This window comes from Sinorhizobium chiapasense (assembly GCF_045277575.1).
GTDB lineage: Bacteria > Pseudomonadota > Alphaproteobacteria > Rhizobiales > Rhizobiaceae > Ensifer > Ensifer chiapasense_A.
The window spans coordinates 310,049-325,546 of record NZ_CP144207.1; the positions used below are offsets into that span (position 1 = coordinate 310,049).

The following is a 15,498-nucleotide window of genomic DNA, read 5'->3' on the forward strand; positions in this document are numbered from 1 at the left end:
TCGACAATGCTTGACCTAGAAAGCGCCAAGGGCAAGAACATTGCCCACACAATAGAACACTTCATGACGCTCGATCTTACGGGCGTAGGCCTTATCGGCAAGATCTGCGACGCCCTCCAGAAGCGTCAGCCTGGGCCTGCCTGCATGTTGGCTGCCAAGATCATTGTCGACCGCGTGCGTGAGCACGGCGGCCCGATCGTCATTGCGACGGGTTTCCCTGAAGGCGCAGGGGTGCCGGAGACCGATGGTCCTGTCGGCGCGGCACTCATCGCCAGGGCTCTTTTCCTTGGACTGGGTGTTGAAACCGTAATCCTGACGGACGACGACTGGGTCGCAATGATGGAGGGAACATGTCGTGGCGCCGGACTTGCGCCGCTCCCGTTCCCCGCGGACGGTAAGATCAAGCCGATCGATTTCGTTCGGCCAGTCTACATCCGCAGCGTGCCGAAAGACGATGCGGGCTGCAAAGCGGTAACGGACGAGCTCCTTAATGTGACGAAGCCCTCGCTCGTGATCTCGATTGAGCGCCCGGGACGCAATGATCATGGGCTCTACCATGGTCTTGGCGGGCGCCCTTTGGACAATTTGGTCGCGGATCTCGACCAGTTCTTCTTGCGCGCTAAAGATCTGGGCGTTCCGTTCATCGGCATTGGCGACGGTGGGAACGAGCTCGGAATGGGTGTTATCGCCGAGGATCTTAGGTCCTTTTCGCCAAAGGCGAGAGACAGTGGGCACCCTGGACGCGGTGGTGTGGCGGCGACAACTGCTGCAGATCACCTAATCGTCTCCAATGTCTCGAACTGGGGGGCGACCGGCTTGGTGGCTGCGCTATCGGCATTGCTCGAAAAGCCATCGGTTTTCCACGACGGGCAGCTGGAGCGCAGGTGCATCGAGCAATGCGTCTCGTTCGGCGGCGTCGATGGGATGTTCATGGGACCGGAACCGGCGGTCGACGGAATTTCTGCCCGCGAATGGGAGGGCCTCGTTGATACTCTTCGCAATACGCTTGATCGTCTGGCCGGAAGGGTCGTCGGTTGGAAAGGCGATAGCGGAGATTGGCGGCAGTTGAAGTGAGGAGGATGCGATGAGTGCGACCGAGAGCCGCTTGGCCGACCTTGGAATCGAAATTCCGCATGTTAACCCACCGCAAGGTAATTATCTGTCCTATACACGAACAGGCTCTTTGGTTTTCGTCGCTGGCCAAGGCCCGCGACGAGAGGGTCAGCTCGTTTTCAAAGGTGTGGTCGGTAAAGATCTGTCAGTCGAAGACGGTGAGGCGGCAGCTCGTCTTTGCGCACTGAACGTGCTGGGACAACTTCGTCACGCATGCGATGGCAATCTGGATAGGATCGTTTGAATAGTCCGTATCGCCGGTCTTGTGCGGTGCGCCGACGGCTTTGAGGAGCAGGCCCGCGTTCTCAATGCAGCTTCGAACCTCATTTGTGAGGTTCTGGGAGAGGCTGGAAAGCATTCGAGAATTGCGTCTGGCACAAACGCGCTCCCGTCGGGCATGGCGGTCGAAATTGAGGCCATAGCTGAGATCCGATAGTTGCCCGTGCATCTCTAGAGCAGGCCAATCATGCGACAGCGTTCGATGCGTGCCTTCGGGACGATCGATCTGCCGACACCATGGAGGCATCCTCGACGGTCAACGACGCGATCACACAAAACATCCGCCGCAGTTGAACGGCGTCTGGGCCGCCCCCCTTGACGCGCCTGCGGGAGGATCTCGCTAGGCGTCGGATCGTCACCTGTGCCGAGGCGGCGACGGCGCGCGACGGGCAATGGCTGATGGCCGCCTTCCTGCTACACCACGCCCTGGGACGTCATCTTGGGTCAGCTCCCGAACTTCCTGGGCTACGACCGCAAACCCCTTACCAGCCTCCCCAGCGCGCGCAGCCTCGACCCCCGCGTTCAGTGCCAGAAGGTTTGTTTGGAAAGCGATTTCGTCTATCACACCGGAAATTCGGGTAATTTCTTGCGACGGCCGGTTTATAGACCCGATGGATGCAATAGCGTTTCCAACGATCGCCTCAGTTTGTCAGGCCTCGTCGGTACGGCAGAGAATCCGTGGGTCAAAATCACCCTCGGAAAGGGAGGCGCGCTGTTTGGCGGTCGATAGAACCAGCCCCGAAGTCGGTCGCCCTCGGACCAGAAGGTCACATTAGTACACATGTTCAATTTCCTTGTGCAGGACGGGCCTTCTCGGTCTTCACTGTTGGAACGCCTCAAAGCGCCGTCTGGAGCTCCGGCAGGGCTTCGAAAAGATCGGCAACGAGACCGTAATCTGCGACCTGGAAGATCGGCGCTTCCCCGTCCTTGTTGATGGCGACGATGACCTTGGAGTCCTTCAAGCCGGCCAGATGCTGGATGGCGCCGGAAATGCCGCAGGCGATATAGAGCTGCGGCGCGACGACCTTGCCGGTCTGGCCGACCTGCCAGTCGTTCGGGGCATAGCCCGCATCGACGCCGCACGCGAGGCGCCGACGGCAGCACCGAGCTTGTCGGCAACCGGTAGGATCACCTCCTGGAACTCCTCAGCGGAGCCGAGCGCGCGGCCGCCGGAGATGACGATCCTGGCAGAGGTCAGCTCAGGCCGGTCCGATGAGGAGCGGGCGTCCGCAACAAAGGCGGACAGCGCGGAAGAAAGAGCTGCCGTTGAGATCTCCACAACGGCAGCAGCTGGGCCTTGGGGGGCCGGGGAAAAGGAGGTGGCGCGCACGGTGATCACCTTCTTGGTGTCGGTCGCCTGTACTGTTTGGATGGCGTTGCCTGCGTAAACCGGCCGCCTGAAGATGTCTGATGACACCACATCGATGATTTCCGAGACCTGCGCGACGTCAAGCAGGGCTGCCACGCGCGGCATGACGTCTTTGCCGGTCGAGGTTGCGGGGGCGATGATCGCGTCATAGCCGCCAGACAGCGAGACGATCAGGTCAGCGAGCGGTTCGGCAAGATTGTGGGCAAGCTCTTTGCATTCGGCGAGCAGCACCTTGGAGACACCCGAGAGCGTGGCAGCCGCATCAGCGGCAGCCTTGGCGCCCTGGCCGGCAACGAGCACATGGACGTCGCCGCCGATCTGGCTAGCTGCGGTCAGCGCCTTGGCGGTCTGGTCGGAGAGCGTTGCGTTATCGTGATCGGCAACAAGAAGAATAGCCATGATCGTTTTCCTTTTCCCCTTGCTGTTGATCAGATGACGCCGGCCGACTTGAGGCTCGAGACCAGCTCGGCGACGGTCTTGACCTTGACGCCCGCCTTGCGGCCGGACGGCTCCGCGGTCTTCAGAATCTTGAGACGCGGGGTGATGGAGACGCCGAAATCGGCAGGGCTCTTCCTATCGAGCGGCTTCTTCTTCGCCTTCACGATGTTCGGCAGCGACGCATAGCGTGGCTCGTTGAGGCGCAGATCCGTCGTCACCACCGCTGGCAGCTTGATCTCGATCATCTGAAGACCGCCGTCGACCTCACGCGTCACCTGAGCTTTATTGTCGCCTATCTCGACCTTGGAGGCGAACGTCCCTTGCGCCCAGCCGAGCAGTGCCGACAGCATTTGGCCCGTCTGATTGGAATCGTCATCGATCGCCTGTTTACCCACGATAATCAGTCCCGGCTGTTCGGCTTCTGCCACACCCTTGATAATCTTGGCGACCACAAGCGGTTCGACCTCGTCCTCGCTCTCGACCAGGATCGCTCGGTCCGCGCCCATCGCAAGCGCCGTCCGCAGGGTCTCCTCGGCCTTGGCAGGCCCAATCGACACGACAATGACCTCGGTCACCTTTCCGCCCTCCTTAAGCCGCAGCGCTTCCTCTACCGAGATCTCGTCAAACGGGTTCATAGACATTTTGACGTTCGCAAGGTCGACACCAGAACCATCCGATTTCACCCGGATCTTCACGTTGAAGTCGACAACCCGTTTCACCGCCACAAGTATTTTCAACTTGGTTCTCCCTTTGATTGGTGCAAGGAATTGGTAAGCATGTGAGCCACGGCTGGCCCGAAACGCGAACGCGTGCCCATTCTGGTTAGCTCGCGCCAGCGGAGCTGAAATATCCAGCTGTGGAGCCTCCATCGAGTGCGACGATAGCTCCGTTTAGGCAAGATCCCGCTGGTGACGATATGAATGCCGCGAGCTCAGCAACATCCTCAGGTCGGGCAAATCGCCCAAGAGGCACTGTTTTCTCGTAAAAGGCGCGATCGGCTGGGTTATCCGCAAAGAGCTGTTCCAACATTGCGGTTTCAACAAATCCCGGGCAAATCGCATTGCACCGAACGCCGTTTGGACCATGATCCAAGGCCATGGATTTGACCAGGCCCACGACTCCGTGTTTGCTTGCGCAGTAGGCGTGGGTCAATGAACTCGGGCCAAAGATGAGAACCGCCAGATAGTCACGACCGCGCTCTTGGATTTGATCTGGCCGCCGGCCTGCACGATTGGTTCGTCGCTGTTCTCGCCATTGCAATGGGTCAACATGCACCATGTGCTGCTGGATCACCCCATACCTCAGCAAATTTACAGAAAAGGTGCGGCGAAAATCGCCGCTAACCTCAACTTGCTGCACCTTCATCTCATCGCCAACAGGCCACTGCACCACTACTCCCTTGCCCACTTGCGGCACAGACCGCTCACTTTAGGCAGTCCGGTGGCGTGACTATTCTTGAACCGAACTGCGTTCAGCCCCACTTAATTTCGCCCTTCGCGACCTTAGCCCCGAGTTCAAGCGAACCCAATCGCTCCAGGTCGGGATAGCGTTTGATCATTGCCGCGACCAACGATGCACTGTCCGTTGTCCGGCCCATTTCCTCTTCGAAGGCTAAAAGATAGTTGCGGGTAAAGGTGATGGCCGCCGTACCCTGTTCGGCACCGTCCCGTTGATGGCCGGGGATGACGACCTTCGGTTTGCGGGCCTGCATAGCGTCAAGCGCCTTGACCCAGGCTGCGCGCGTTTCACTTGTCGGGGCGTCAGCAAGCCAAACATGGATGCCCGAACTGATTAGCGGGCCGCCGAAGATTGCCTTGAGAGAATTCACCCAGAGATAGCGGCGATCATGCATGTTCGGGACCTCAACGATTTCGATGCGGTTGCCCTCCAGATCAAGTGAGCTCTCATCCGAGACAAGAGGGATAACTACGTCCGCCAGCACCCGCGGACCGTTCTCCTTCAGGTGAGGCGCCCAGATTTCCAGCTTCTTCTGGACATTAGCTTTTATCGCCTCCACGGTAACAGATTTCGCGATCACTTTTGCATTTGGGAAGGTCTCGACAATCGGTCGCAGGCTGAAGTAATAGTCTGGATCATTGCGGCTAATGTAAATCGTGGTCAGCTGCTTTCCTGTTGCCTCAACCGCCCGCGCTATGTCGCGTCCGAGGGACAGTGTGAAACCGCCGTCGATGAGAATGGCCTCCTGTTCGCCCGTCAGAAGCACCGGCGTCCGGCCAAATCCTGCCTCATCCGCTTGGAAGTACCGCCATCTGACGCTGCTGTTGGCAGCCATTGCCAGGGTCATCGGGGTGGCGGCGAGATAACCCGCAACTGTTAGCTTGAGTGTATCGCGTCGTGAAATCATCCTGTGTTTCCATTTCGATCGGGTATTGGGCGCCGGCTTGAGCGCTACAGTAAAATCGTGGCGCACTTTCAAACGGCTCCACGTGGTAGCTTTCGCAACGGCGAAGAAAAAATCACGATCCCTCAAGTATGGACACAGCCCAGTGATACGCGTGTGAACGACACCTAGGCGCGAGGGCAACTCTATATTCAGTCTTGTTCTGCGAGGGTGGTCCTGCTCGACAGCAGCGGAGCGGTGGTCATCGATGATCTTCCTTGAGGGTTGATTGTTCACACCAGCCTGATCCGAAGGAACCACCGATGACCGCGACATGGCGAACCTGCGCGCGCCAGCTTTCTCGCTCGACCGATCGAGGGCGGCCGGCCGGACTCGCGGGTCAATTCCATGTGCCTGAAGATGCGCCGCGCAGTCGCTTCGTCGCCACCCACATCGGCGTCGGCGTCGACACCGACGGCCGCTGAGAGTTGCTGGGGCATTGAGGTCGACACCTCGGAGGCCAAGCAAGGTGAGAGGGCTGAAGCATGGAACCTTCTCCTCAGCAGAAGTGCTCCGTAATCCACTGTGTGAGCATGTGGCTCAATTGAGCCACATGCTTCGCGTCTTCAGCAGACCGTACCTACATGGCCGGCGGCGGTCTCATGAGTGAGATCAATGTCACCCTCCACCTGAGGGCACACAGGATCCGTCGATGATCAAAGATAATGGGCTAGTGAGTGCGGACGCTTCAGGTCATATCATTGGCGGCGTGACAGCACACGCTACAACAGCGGTCGTCGTTCCAATGTTCTTGAGCCGATACGGTTCAGGCCCGAGAAGTTGAAAGCCTCCGCCCGACTCGATTTTTCGAACGCCTTCGCTGGTTTCCAGCTCAACCGTTCCCTCAAGAATGATCGCGGCGGTCTCCCCGTCGTGAGTGATTGCTGTTTCCCCGGTGTCCGTGCCGGGGGCATAGTGTTCTATGAACATCTGAAGCTTTTTGTCTCGCCGTTCGCCGCCGAGGACGCGCATATCAACTTCTCCGCGTGATATCACGGCCAGATCTTCAGCGTTGTAGCAAAGGACATTCTGCTTCGACACGGGCAGGGCAAAAAAATCCGCCATTGAGATCGGGATTGCGTTGAGAATTTTGTGCAACGAAGCCAGCGATGGAGCGTGTGACTCCTGCTCGATCAACGAGACCGTCGAATTCGTGACCTTTGCCCGCTTGGCGAGCTCGCGCTGGGATAGACCGGCCTGCTCCCGAACCACCTTCAAACGCGCACCGACCGCAAGCTCGTTCGCCTCACTCTTTGGTTGCGGCTTGGCGGCCGTCGTTTCTTCGCTCTCCGAGCGACCTTTAGCGACCTTACGTGCCTTCACAAGTATTCTCCGCTTCTATCTATTCACGAGAATCCCTATATAAGGTCGCGACAACGAAAAAAAGTTGAGTGTTCAAAAAATCGATCGTTGGGGGGGGCGATCAGAATTCCGCTCATCGTGATCACGCATCTTTCAAAGTCTCTTTCTGCGTGATCAGGCGAGCGCTGTGCTGACGCCGAAGAGAAACCCACAGCCAGCTGAGAGCGACTGCAAAACGGTTGCGCACACCGATCAGGAAGAAGATGTGGGCGGTACCCCAGACCCACCAAGCCGCGCTACCGCGGAGCTTAACCCAACCAAAATCCAAGACTGCTGCGCCAGGACCAATAGTCGCAAGGTTTCCGAGATGCTTGTAGGCAAACGGTGGCGCCTTAGGTCGACCGTGCAGTCGACGGCGGATTACGTCCGCAACGTAAGCGCCCTGCTGTTTCGCAGCGGGCGCAATCCCAGGGACAGGTTTGCCATCTGCATCCAGCACCAGCGCGGTGTCCCCGATGACGAATATGTTTGCGTCGCCTTTAACCGTGAGGTCAGGCTCAACGATTGCGCGGCCAGCTCGATCCGCATCAGCGGATAGCCAAATAGCCGCATCGGACGCCTTAACGCCGGCCGCCCATACTATCGTCCTGCAGGGGATAATCTCGCCGGCGACGACAATCCCATTACCGTCGCATTGGGTGACCGGGTCTCCGGTTCGAACTTCTACCCCAAGCTTGTTCAGCGCAGTTACGGTGTATTGCGAAAGCTCAGGGGCAAACGTTGCGAGCGGACGAGTACCTGCTTCAACCAAAATGATCTTCGCACTCTTGGTATCAATCGTGCGAAATTCTCGCTGGAGAGTTCGATGAGCAAGTTCGGCGATGATACCAGCAAGCTCAACTCCAGTTGGTCCTGCGCCGATGATACAAAAAGTTAACAGTGCCCGCTGCCGTTCCTCATCGGATTCGAGCTCGGCCTGTTCGAAGGTCAGGAGCAGCCGACGGCGAATGGTCGTGGCATCCTCGAGCGTTTTTAGACCAGGTGCAAAGGATTCCCAGTCATCTTGCCCAAAATATGCATGGCGCGCTCCTGTCGCTACGACAAGGGTATCGTAGGTTACGGTGTGACCTGTCTTCAACCGAACGGATTTCTCGCTTCGATCGACCGCCACTACCTCGCCTAAAAGTGTTTTGACGTTCCTGCTGGCAGCAAACAGTCGCCGAATTGGCCACGCAATCTCCGACGTGGCAAGGATTGTGGTGGCGACTTGATAGAGTAGTGGCTGGAACAGATGATGATTGCGACGGTCGATAAGGGTAATCTACACGTTTACTTTGCGCAGTTTTTGTACAAGCTGAATGCCAGCGAAGCCGCCGCCGACAACAACGACGTGATGATTTGACATAAGACGACCACTTCTGTCTGACTGCCCGCGAAACGGCTGTGCTCCAGAGATCCGAGACTAGTGCTTGCCAGAGCTCGAAAGCAGATTGAGCATAATCATTCCGGCTGAAATAAACGTGATACCGGCTAAGGCGTAGCTGTCGAGCCGTTGGCCGTGAACCAACCATCCAAGGCAAACGATCAGCACAGTCCCAACGCCCGACCAAATCGCGTAGGCGACGCCGACGGGAATCGACCTCAACGTGATGGACAGGAGGTAGAACGACAGGGAGTATCCGATGACGACGATCACCGAAGGCCAGACGTTCCTGAAACCGTCGCTGGATTTGAGAGCAGTGGTTGCGGTGACTTCAGCGGCAATTGCAAAAAACAGAACGAGATACGGCGGCATATTTTGACCTCGGACGTCCAGCAGACGTCGACGACTGTCATCGACGTCTGCGTCAATCAAGTTATCGGGGTGAACGGACGTCCGGCCAGTCGTCGTACAGACGGCCCATCAGGTACGGTGTGTAGTCGTTGCCGTCGTTCTCAAGCTCGACGACCTCCTTGATGATGTAGGACGTTTCGCCGCCAAGATGGCCGCCATCGATGAACTCCCCAAGCGGTATCGTGGAAACGCCGGGATCCCAGGAAGATCCACTAAGCTTCAGCTTTGCTCCGGTAATCTGGCGCGATCGCTTGGTCGCCGTCGAGTTTTCGAAAACGACCAGCTGAGGCCTGGTTACATCCGATGCGTTGACACCGAAATAACCACGCAGATCGAAGTAGTATTCTTTTTCGTCTTCCGGCGTCGTCGGCAGTTGATCACCCAGACTTGCTGTTAACTCGACCAGGCTGAAGTCCTTTCGGGACGCGAAGCCGTGAAACTCCTCACCATCATCAAAGAAGTCTACCGTGCCAAGTTTTTTTGGCATCCCCCAGAACTCGCGTCCCGTGATGATATTGACCTCCTCCGTCTCGAGAACCGTGAGATAGTAGCTGCCTTCAATAGCGCCATGTTTTGCGTTGACACCGATAATCATCGCGCGGTCACGTCCCGCGCGGTTCGACACACCTTCGATCCATTCCATGAAAGACATGAAGCCGATTGTTGCGATGGGTTCATCGGCTGGTGCCAAGCACGGTGGCAGCACGCTTCGCACAAAGCGCTCTGTGGTCCGAAACCTGACATAGGTGTAGGTGTGATGTGTCCTGATGTCGTCATAGTACTTGCGGTACCGGTCGATTTGCTCAGGTGTCCAAACATAACCCATGCGATGGTTCCTTTACTGCTTATGCTTTCGGGAGCAGGTGAAAGCTTCGTTCATGTTGAAGACGATGTATCCGGCGATCGTAAGCGCGAGCATGATGTAGGGGAGCCATTGCATCACGCCCTCGGCCCCGGACATAAAGCTGTCGACGAACAAACAAAGGAAAACGATCATTCCGATCAACACGACGGCGACCTGCATTGGCGCCCGCGTCGTCTCCCTGAACACCTCCTTAATGGCACCGACGCACAGGATGATGTAGGGACCTACCCAGAACAAGGAGTAGAGTGTCGACAGGTACGCGGTGGACTGTAGCGGAGGAGATGCCGCCAGGTATTGGAGGGCGACCGGAACGCTCGCCGCAGGTACTGCCATCAACACCGTCGCGCCCGTCGGAGAGCCGAATTTCGGATGGATCCTTGAGAAAATCTGCGGCAAGAACCCGTTCTGCGCAGCTGTCGCGAAAACTCGACTACCATAGTTAAGGAAAGCGACAAGGCTCGCGAAGGTTGCGCCGATCAGCAGGATATCAATTGGTTTTTGAAGATAGGCCATTCCTGCGACCTGGGTGATGATTGCCGTTGGAGAGATACCTTCATTCAACTCGGCAACGTGTGCATTCATCATCGGCGTGCAGACTAACAAGATGCCGACATATGCGACGCCAGTTATAAGGAGTACGCTATTCAGGATGATGGGGACACTTTTCTTCGGATTTCTCGTTTCCGCGGCGAGCGATGCAAGCGCGTCGACGCCGACAAAATAGGCAAGCCCGACAATTGCGCCTCGGACGACGCTATGCCAATCCGTGTCAGCCAGCGCGAATTGCGAACGAAGGTCGAAACCTGTATTGGCGGCCGATGCAATGGTCGCGATTAGAACGAGCGGGAGGGACAGGAATGCGAGCCACGCAGTCAGTGAAATCGACGCGTCCAGGCCACGCCACGCGCAAGAACCCGCCAATGCAGCAATTGTGATTGCAGAAAGCGCCTGGAACCATCCTGCGTTAGCGTACTCGAGGCCAATGCTGTGCAGGAAGCTGCTCGTGAACATGACTGTACTTGCCGTGACAGCGGCGCACGCGACGAGGAACCCTATGAGGTATGAAGCCGCGACCAGCCTTTCCAGCCGGCGGCCAAAAGCCAGGCCGACGTATGACATCATTGAACCGGTGACGACGTAGCGGCGGGCGAAGATATTGACAGCGGCCATTACGCACAGCGTCGCGCACATCGCCAGGAGCATCGACAACCATGCTCCGTTCCCGCTTTCCAATGGCATGTAGGCGGCGCCAATGAGCGCCGACGGAATGATCTGTTGACCGGACAATCCGAGTAGAACGACACTCGCGACACCGACTTTGCTGGCGGTGGCCGGCACTAAAGTCTCTTGACGCAGCTCTTGTGCCAGTCCGGTGGAATCAGCATTCATTGTCTTACCCCCCTTGCGCGTACACGGCCAGCCGTTGACGACTGGCCGTGTGTGGCGACTACTTCGCCTTGGCGTGCTCGTATGCTTCTTCTTCACTGTACGGGAACCACCAGAAATCCTGCGGCGCCGCAGCCGGATCGATCATCACGAACTTGGAGGTTTGGAATTGGGCAAGGCCCTCCGGGCCGAGCTGGCGACCGATACCGGAGAGCTTCCGACCGCCGAACGGCAACGCGTCGTTATCGAGAACAGGAGCGTTGATCCAAAGAATTCCCGATTCAACCTCATTGACCGCGCGCATCATCTCGTTCATGTCTCGCGAGTAGAGGTTTGCACCGAGCCCAAATTCGGACCGGTTCGCAAGTTCGAGAGCTTCGTCAAAGCTCTTTACCCTGCAGATCGGAGCGACGGGACCAAACGACTCGCCATTCAAGATCTCGGCGTCCGGTGAAACATCTGTCAGAACAGCCGGTTCGATGAACCAGCCGTGATTGAGACCTGAAGGGCGAACGCCGCCGGTCGCGAACTTTGCCCCTTCTTGCCGCGCGCGCGCGAGAAGCGCCTCGAAGCGATCCCTCTGGCGGAAGGTTGCCATTGGACCGATGTCGACGTTCTCAAGCCCATTGCCAATGCGGAGCTTTTTCGTTTCGGAAACCAAACGCTCGACAAATTCGTCGTGAATGCTGTCGTGCACGTAAAAACGTTCGGCGGAAGTGCACACCTGGCCGCAGTTCAGATAGGCGGCGAAGGCAGCAGCACGAACGGCAACATCGAGCGGTGCCGATGGCATGACAATGAAGGGGTCGTTGCCGGAAGCCTCGATCAGAGCGGGCTTGAAGGTCTCTGCACACACCTTCATGATTTCCTGCGCGATCGGAACAGAACCGGTGTAAGCGATGCAATGCGTCTTCTTGCTTTTCACCAACTGCTGGGCAACGCGCGGGCCGCCGGTAACAACCTGGACCAATCCCTTGGGCAGGTCGGCGAACACCTCCATGAACTTGAGCGTTGTGATGCTGGTCTGCTCATGCGGCTTGATGATTACCGAGTTTCCGGCGGCAAGAGCAGCAGCAAGTTCCCAGCACAGCAGGACGAGCGGGAAATTAAAAGGGAGAATGATGACGACCGTTCCGAGCGGTTCCTTGATCGAGAAATGAAATTGGCCAGGGACAGTAGCTCCCGCAATCCGACCAACTTCGTGACGACCGAGTTCCGCGTAATAGTCGATTGCCGTCGCACACCACGACGTTTCGTCGACGGACTCCTTGAACGGCTTACCTTCTTCGCGCGTCATAAAGTAGCCGTAGATCGCCTTGTCGCGGCGGATGCGAGCAGCCACTTCGTGGAGCATCGTGGAGCGCGTGCGGGGGTCGATCGACAGCCACCGTTTGCGGGCGATGTTGGCTATGTCGATAACGTTCTCAACTTCGGTTTCCGCCGCGTTCGCGATCTCCGCAATCCGGTCTTCGGTTGCAGGATCGATAACCGAAATCCGTTCCGATGAGTGGCTCTGGAGATAGGCGCCCTCGACGTAGAGTGTCCCTGAAAGACGGTCGAACTCCTGGTGAAGTGTCATGTATGCTCCTTTCGAAATCCAGCTTCCTGGATTTTTTCCTTTGGCTTGCGCCATTTTCTGTTTGGAAAAATAGTAATTACGCGAGTGCGTGAGGCGTCTCAGTGCCCACGGACTTCGCATCTTTGGCAGCCAAAACAGCGGCAACGTTCAGCAGGATCAGTGATGCCGCCGCCGCGATAAAACCGACCGTATAAAGCGAGGTGACATCCTTCACATAACCCAGAACGAGGGGATAAAGGACACCGCCGACAATGAAGCCAACGCCCATTATGAAGCCATTGGCGGTTGCGGCCAGGGCAACGCCGACGGAATCGGCCGCGAGGCAATAGGCCAATGGAAGGCCGCCATAGGCGAAAAGACCCGAAATGGGAAGCATGGTTGCGAGCAGCCAGTACTGATGCGACCAAAGTGCGAATGCTGCGCCAACAAAAGAGGCGGTCATCCCGATACCTGAGATCAAGATCAGCGGCTTTCGGCGTCCCACCCGGTCAGAGATCAGCCCGAAGCCGACTGCGCAGATCATGCCGACTAGTGGGTAAAGTGAGCCCACCATACCGGACGCCTGCTCCGTCCAGCCGTTCTCTTCCATGAGGATCGTTGGTACCCAGTAAATGGCGATCGAATACGTCCCCCACACACCGGTCAGAAACAGGGCAGCAATGATAACGTTTCGGTGGCTGACTACGCCGACATAATTAGCCACTGTCTCACCGAAAGTAGCGGCTCGTGCCGGGCTTGGCTGCTGGTAAGCCGGGGGCTCCTTCAGCATCGCAAAAGCGACGATGGTAGCAAATGCGAGAATCGCCGCGCCGATCAGTGATCCGTTACGCCAACCATAATCTTGCAGAATGATCGCATAACCATAAAGCGCGGCCACCGTGCCAATGCCGTCTGTAGCCAACATTGCCCCCATAAAGATACCGAGCCGATTGGAGCTTTCCGCCCAGCGCATGGCAAGAGTGTAGGGGCCAAGAAACAGAAGAGGAATGCCGGCGCCCTGCAGAAGTCGGGCAAGGAGCATCGTTTCGTAAGTGGGCGCATAGGAAAATGCGATCTGTCCGAACACATTGATTGCAAGTCCCAGGACCGTGACGTTCTTTGCTCCCCACCGGTCGACCAACACGCCGGCGACGGCCACCACTATCCCTCCCGCCAGAGCCGAGGCGGACGCAAGGGTTCCAACCATCGTATAGGTCATGCCGAGATCCTGCATCATCGCAGGAATCTGGGTGGCGTACCCGACGTAAGGGATAAAAATCGCCAGGGTAACTGCGAAGCAGAGAGCAAGCGCGCCCCACTGATCTGCTCCAGTATTATGTTTGAGATTTGTCATTTAGGAACCCTCCTCCGCGATATGGTTCAGCAGCGCTGGTGCGATAAGCTACCTTTCGGCACGCCAAGGGGCTCGCGGCTAGCCACAGGGAAAGCCGCTCGCCAACCTCAAATTTTGGGCAGTTGCCGAGGCTCGCTTACTTAAAGCGCGCGGCCTTCGGGAAGAGACGGAAGTCGTCGTATTTCTGGCCGTAGATAAACGGCTTGTAAGCGTCGGGATTTTCCAGTTCGTGCACGAAAGGCACGGTCCAGCAAGAGCCGCCTTCCGCATAGTAGGCCTTTCCGACCGAGACGATTGGGATCGTGTCGAGCGGGTCAAACTGGCTGCCAGCGAGCTTCAAGGTTGCGGTGCCTTCGCGCGTAACTCTGTAGTCTTCCTCGATTTCCAGGCACACGAGGTTCACGCCGTTCTGGAAACCTCGGCCAGACGGATGGGGCTGGGCTTTCAGTTCGAAGTCAAGGAGGCCATTGGATTTCGACGGACCCAGGTCCGGACCAAACTCCGCGTTGATCTCGATGAGCCGAACACCATTCCTCTCCGAGTACCCGTATGCCTGTTGACCGTCGAAGTAGAGCTGAGCGGTCCCCAGTTTCTTACCTTCTCCCCAAAGCTCCCGGCCAATCGTAACCGGCGAGTCCCCGCTGACGAAGAGCGTCAGCATGGTCGTGCCCTCATGCTCTCCGTACTTGCACTTGAGGTATATGATGCCGCAGTCGAATTCTCCACAAAGTGCGCTCTGCCAGCGGGACACGTTGGCATAGGCGATCGGTTCGTCGGCAGGCTCGAAGCAGGGGGCCAGGACCGAACGAACGAATTCCTTGGTTGTTGTGAACTCGACGGTTACCGATTCCGTCGTGAACTGGCCTCGCGCCATCAGGTCCTCGATCTCCCTGACCTGCTCAGCTGTTTTGACGAAGCTCATTGCATTTCTCCTCTAATCCTCTGAGCCGCGCTGAGAAAAAGCACCTAGCTTCGCCCCCCCAGTTCGCACCGCGTTTGTACGCGCTGCACACGGCAATTTGCTTTAATTTGACTTTTGCCAGGAGCCGTTTTCCCTTGTCATTTTTTAATGCAGCAGCCCAGCTTCATCACGCTATGTTAAAAATTTCGAACATTCAACCTATTTTTTCGAACAGTGTTGACGATACCGGACAAATCACTCTACCGCTTTGATAAGCGGGACCTTCCTACTGGGAGGCCACTACTAAGTAGGCCGGCAGAGCGCATCTCCAATCGACGGTCAACACAGAGGTGGCGATCATCGGAGGAGGTTTCACCGGCCGGTGGCTCTACATCTCGCGAGAGACCACGGCATCAAAGCTGCTGTACACGAAGCTGGCTCGATAGGTTGGGGCGCATCCGGGAGACACGGCGGATCTGTGAACATGCCCGCAAGCAAGCTCAGCGTGGCGCAACTCGTGCGTCGATTTGGACTTGAGGAAGCAACGCCTCTTCGCAGTCGAGGCCTCCAGGTTGGCGAAGACTTTGGCTGCAGAGGAAGGTTTCGATATCAAACCGCAGGGCCGAGGCTGGTATACAGTCGCGCTTTACGCAGTTTGACAGGGGCCGTGCCAGTAGCCAAGAGCTCGGGCAAGAGTT

General features: G+C 57.4%; 14 protein-coding genes and 3 pseudogenes. 4 read left to right on the forward strand and 13 right to left on the reverse strand.

Going from position 1 to position 15,498, the window contains the following annotated elements:
- Nucleotides 1-6 precede the first annotated feature (6 nt).
- Together QM996_RS32615 and QM996_RS32620 are read left to right on the forward strand one after the other, a co-directional pair.
- The gene (locus QM996_RS32615) at nucleotides 7-1,074 is read left to right on the forward strand and encodes a DUF4392 domain-containing protein (protein WP_334141660.1); all 1,068 of its coding nucleotides are present in this window, start codon (nucleotides 7-9) and stop codon (nucleotides 1,072-1,074) included.
- A gap of 10 nt (nucleotides 1,075-1,084) precedes the next feature.
- Entirely contained in the window at nucleotides 1,085-1,357 is a 273-nt protein-coding gene (locus QM996_RS32620) for a RidA family protein (RefSeq protein ID WP_500270539.1), read from the forward strand.
- 474 nt (nucleotides 1,358-1,831) lie between these two features.
- Here QM996_RS32620 and QM996_RS32625 read toward each other — a convergent pair.
- The 4 genes and pseudogenes from QM996_RS32625 to QM996_RS32640 all read right to left on the reverse strand — a co-directional run.
- Nucleotides 1,832-1,987, reverse strand: a pseudogene (locus QM996_RS32625) (methyl-accepting chemotaxis protein); the annotation flags it as partial.
- A 241-nt stretch (nucleotides 1,988-2,228) separates the two neighbouring features.
- Nucleotides 2,229-3,160 (reverse strand): annotated as a pseudogene (locus tag QM996_RS32630) (electron transfer flavoprotein subunit alpha/FixB family protein).
- A 29-nt stretch (nucleotides 3,161-3,189) separates the two neighbouring features.
- Nucleotides 3,190-3,936: an electron transfer flavoprotein subunit beta/FixA family protein gene (locus QM996_RS32635; protein ID WP_334141661.1), complete on the reverse strand. Its 747-nt coding sequence runs from the start codon at nucleotides 3,934-3,936 to the stop codon at nucleotides 3,190-3,192.
- A gap of 85 nt (nucleotides 3,937-4,021) precedes the next feature.
- Complete coding sequence (locus tag QM996_RS32640) at nucleotides 4,022-4,477, reverse strand: SDR family NAD(P)-dependent oxidoreductase (RefSeq protein WP_500270573.1); 456 nt, start codon at nucleotides 4,475-4,477, stop codon at nucleotides 4,022-4,024.
- On the opposite strand from QM996_RS32640, the gene QM996_RS32645 reads away from it, so the two are divergent.
- Nucleotides 4,400-4,648: a hypothetical protein gene (locus QM996_RS32645; RefSeq protein WP_500270575.1), complete on the forward strand. Its 249-nt coding sequence runs from the start codon at nucleotides 4,400-4,402 to the stop codon at nucleotides 4,646-4,648. The genes QM996_RS32640 and QM996_RS32645 overlap by 78 nt on opposite strands.
- 22 nt (nucleotides 4,649-4,670) lie before the next feature.
- Here the strand turns inward: QM996_RS32645 and QM996_RS32650 are convergent, their stop codons facing one another.
- Nucleotides 4,671-5,564, reverse strand: a complete 894-nt coding sequence (locus tag QM996_RS32650) for an MBL fold metallo-hydrolase (RefSeq protein ID WP_334141664.1) — start codon at nucleotides 5,562-5,564, stop codon at nucleotides 4,671-4,673.
- Between the two features lie 299 nt (nucleotides 5,565-5,863).
- On the opposite strand from QM996_RS32650, the gene QM996_RS32655 reads away from it, so the two are divergent.
- Nucleotides 5,864-6,025 carry a hypothetical protein gene (locus QM996_RS32655; protein WP_334141666.1) on the forward strand — a complete coding sequence of 54 codons (162 nt, stop codon included), beginning with the start codon at nucleotides 5,864-5,866 and terminating at the stop codon, nucleotides 6,023-6,025.
- A gap of 268 nt (nucleotides 6,026-6,293) precedes the next feature.
- Here the strand turns inward: QM996_RS32655 and QM996_RS32660 are convergent, their stop codons facing one another.
- From QM996_RS32660 to QM996_RS32695, 8 genes and pseudogenes are all read right to left on the reverse strand, one after another.
- Nucleotides 6,294-6,923, reverse strand: a complete 630-nt coding sequence (locus tag QM996_RS32660) for a helix-turn-helix domain-containing protein (protein ID WP_334141668.1) — start codon at nucleotides 6,921-6,923, stop codon at nucleotides 6,294-6,296.
- A 121-nt stretch (nucleotides 6,924-7,044) separates the two neighbouring features.
- A pseudogene (locus QM996_RS32665) lies at nucleotides 7,045-8,307 on the reverse strand (NAD(P)/FAD-dependent oxidoreductase).
- 57 nt (nucleotides 8,308-8,364) lie between these two features.
- Nucleotides 8,365-8,697 carry a DMT family transporter gene (locus QM996_RS32670; protein WP_334141671.1) on the reverse strand — a complete coding sequence of 111 codons (333 nt, stop codon included), beginning with the start codon at nucleotides 8,695-8,697 and terminating at the stop codon, nucleotides 8,365-8,367.
- Nucleotides 8,698-8,758: 61 nt separating this feature from the next.
- Nucleotides 8,759-9,562: an acetoacetate decarboxylase family protein gene (locus QM996_RS32675; protein WP_334141674.1), complete on the reverse strand. Its 804-nt coding sequence runs from the start codon at nucleotides 9,560-9,562 to the stop codon at nucleotides 8,759-8,761.
- Between the two features lie 12 nt (nucleotides 9,563-9,574).
- Nucleotides 9,575-10,990: an APC family permease gene (locus QM996_RS32680; protein WP_334141676.1), complete on the reverse strand. Its 1,416-nt coding sequence runs from the start codon at nucleotides 10,988-10,990 to the stop codon at nucleotides 9,575-9,577.
- A gap of 58 nt (nucleotides 10,991-11,048) precedes the next feature.
- Nucleotides 11,049-12,566 carry an aldehyde dehydrogenase family protein gene (locus QM996_RS32685; RefSeq protein WP_334141678.1) on the reverse strand — a complete coding sequence of 506 codons (1,518 nt, stop codon included), beginning with the start codon at nucleotides 12,564-12,566 and terminating at the stop codon, nucleotides 11,049-11,051.
- A gap of 76 nt (nucleotides 12,567-12,642) precedes the next feature.
- Nucleotides 12,643-13,899 (reverse strand): MFS transporter, encoded by a 1,257-nt coding sequence (locus QM996_RS32690; RefSeq protein ID WP_334141679.1) that lies wholly within the window; start codon nucleotides 13,897-13,899, stop codon nucleotides 12,643-12,645.
- 136 nt (nucleotides 13,900-14,035) lie between these two features.
- On the reverse strand, nucleotides 14,036-14,821 hold the full coding sequence (locus QM996_RS32695; protein ID WP_334141681.1) for an acetoacetate decarboxylase family protein: 786 nt from the start codon (nucleotides 14,819-14,821) through the stop codon (nucleotides 14,036-14,038).
- Between the last annotated feature and the right edge of the window lie 677 nt (nucleotides 14,822-15,498).

Bases quoted from the DNA above. Each gene is read 5' to 3' on its own strand.
- QM996_RS32615 (WP_334141660.1), top strand. From the start codon at position 7: ATGCTTGACCTAGAAAGCGCCAAGGGCAAGAACATTGCCCACACAATA.
- QM996_RS32620 (WP_500270539.1), top strand. From the start codon at position 1,085: ATGAGTGCGACCGAGAGCCGCTTGGCCGACCTTGGAATCGAAATTCCG.
- QM996_RS32640 (WP_500270573.1), bottom strand. From the start codon at position 4,477: ATGGTGCATGTTGACCCATTGCAATGGCGAGAACAGCGACGAACCAAT.
- QM996_RS32650 (WP_334141664.1), bottom strand. From the start codon at position 5,564: ATGATTTCACGACGCGATACACTCAAGCTAACAGTTGCGGGTTATCTC.
- QM996_RS32655 (WP_334141666.1), top strand. From the start codon at position 5,864: ATGACCGCGACATGGCGAACCTGCGCGCGCCAGCTTTCTCGCTCGACC.
- QM996_RS32670 (WP_334141671.1), bottom strand. From the start codon at position 8,697: ATGCCGCCGTATCTCGTTCTGTTTTTTGCAATTGCCGCTGAAGTCACC.
- QM996_RS32675 (WP_334141674.1), bottom strand. From the start codon at position 9,562: ATGGGTTATGTTTGGACACCTGAGCAAATCGACCGGTACCGCAAGTAC.
- QM996_RS32680 (WP_334141676.1), bottom strand. From the start codon at position 10,990: ATGAATGCTGATTCCACCGGACTGGCACAAGAGCTGCGTCAAGAGACT.
- QM996_RS32685 (WP_334141678.1), bottom strand. From the start codon at position 12,566: ATGACACTTCACCAGGAGTTCGACCGTCTTTCAGGGACACTCTACGTC.
- QM996_RS32690 (WP_334141679.1), bottom strand. From the start codon at position 13,899: ATGACAAATCTCAAACATAATACTGGAGCAGATCAGTGGGGCGCGCTT.
- QM996_RS32695 (WP_334141681.1), bottom strand. From the start codon at position 14,821: ATGAGCTTCGTCAAAACAGCTGAGCAGGTCAGGGAGATCGAGGACCTG.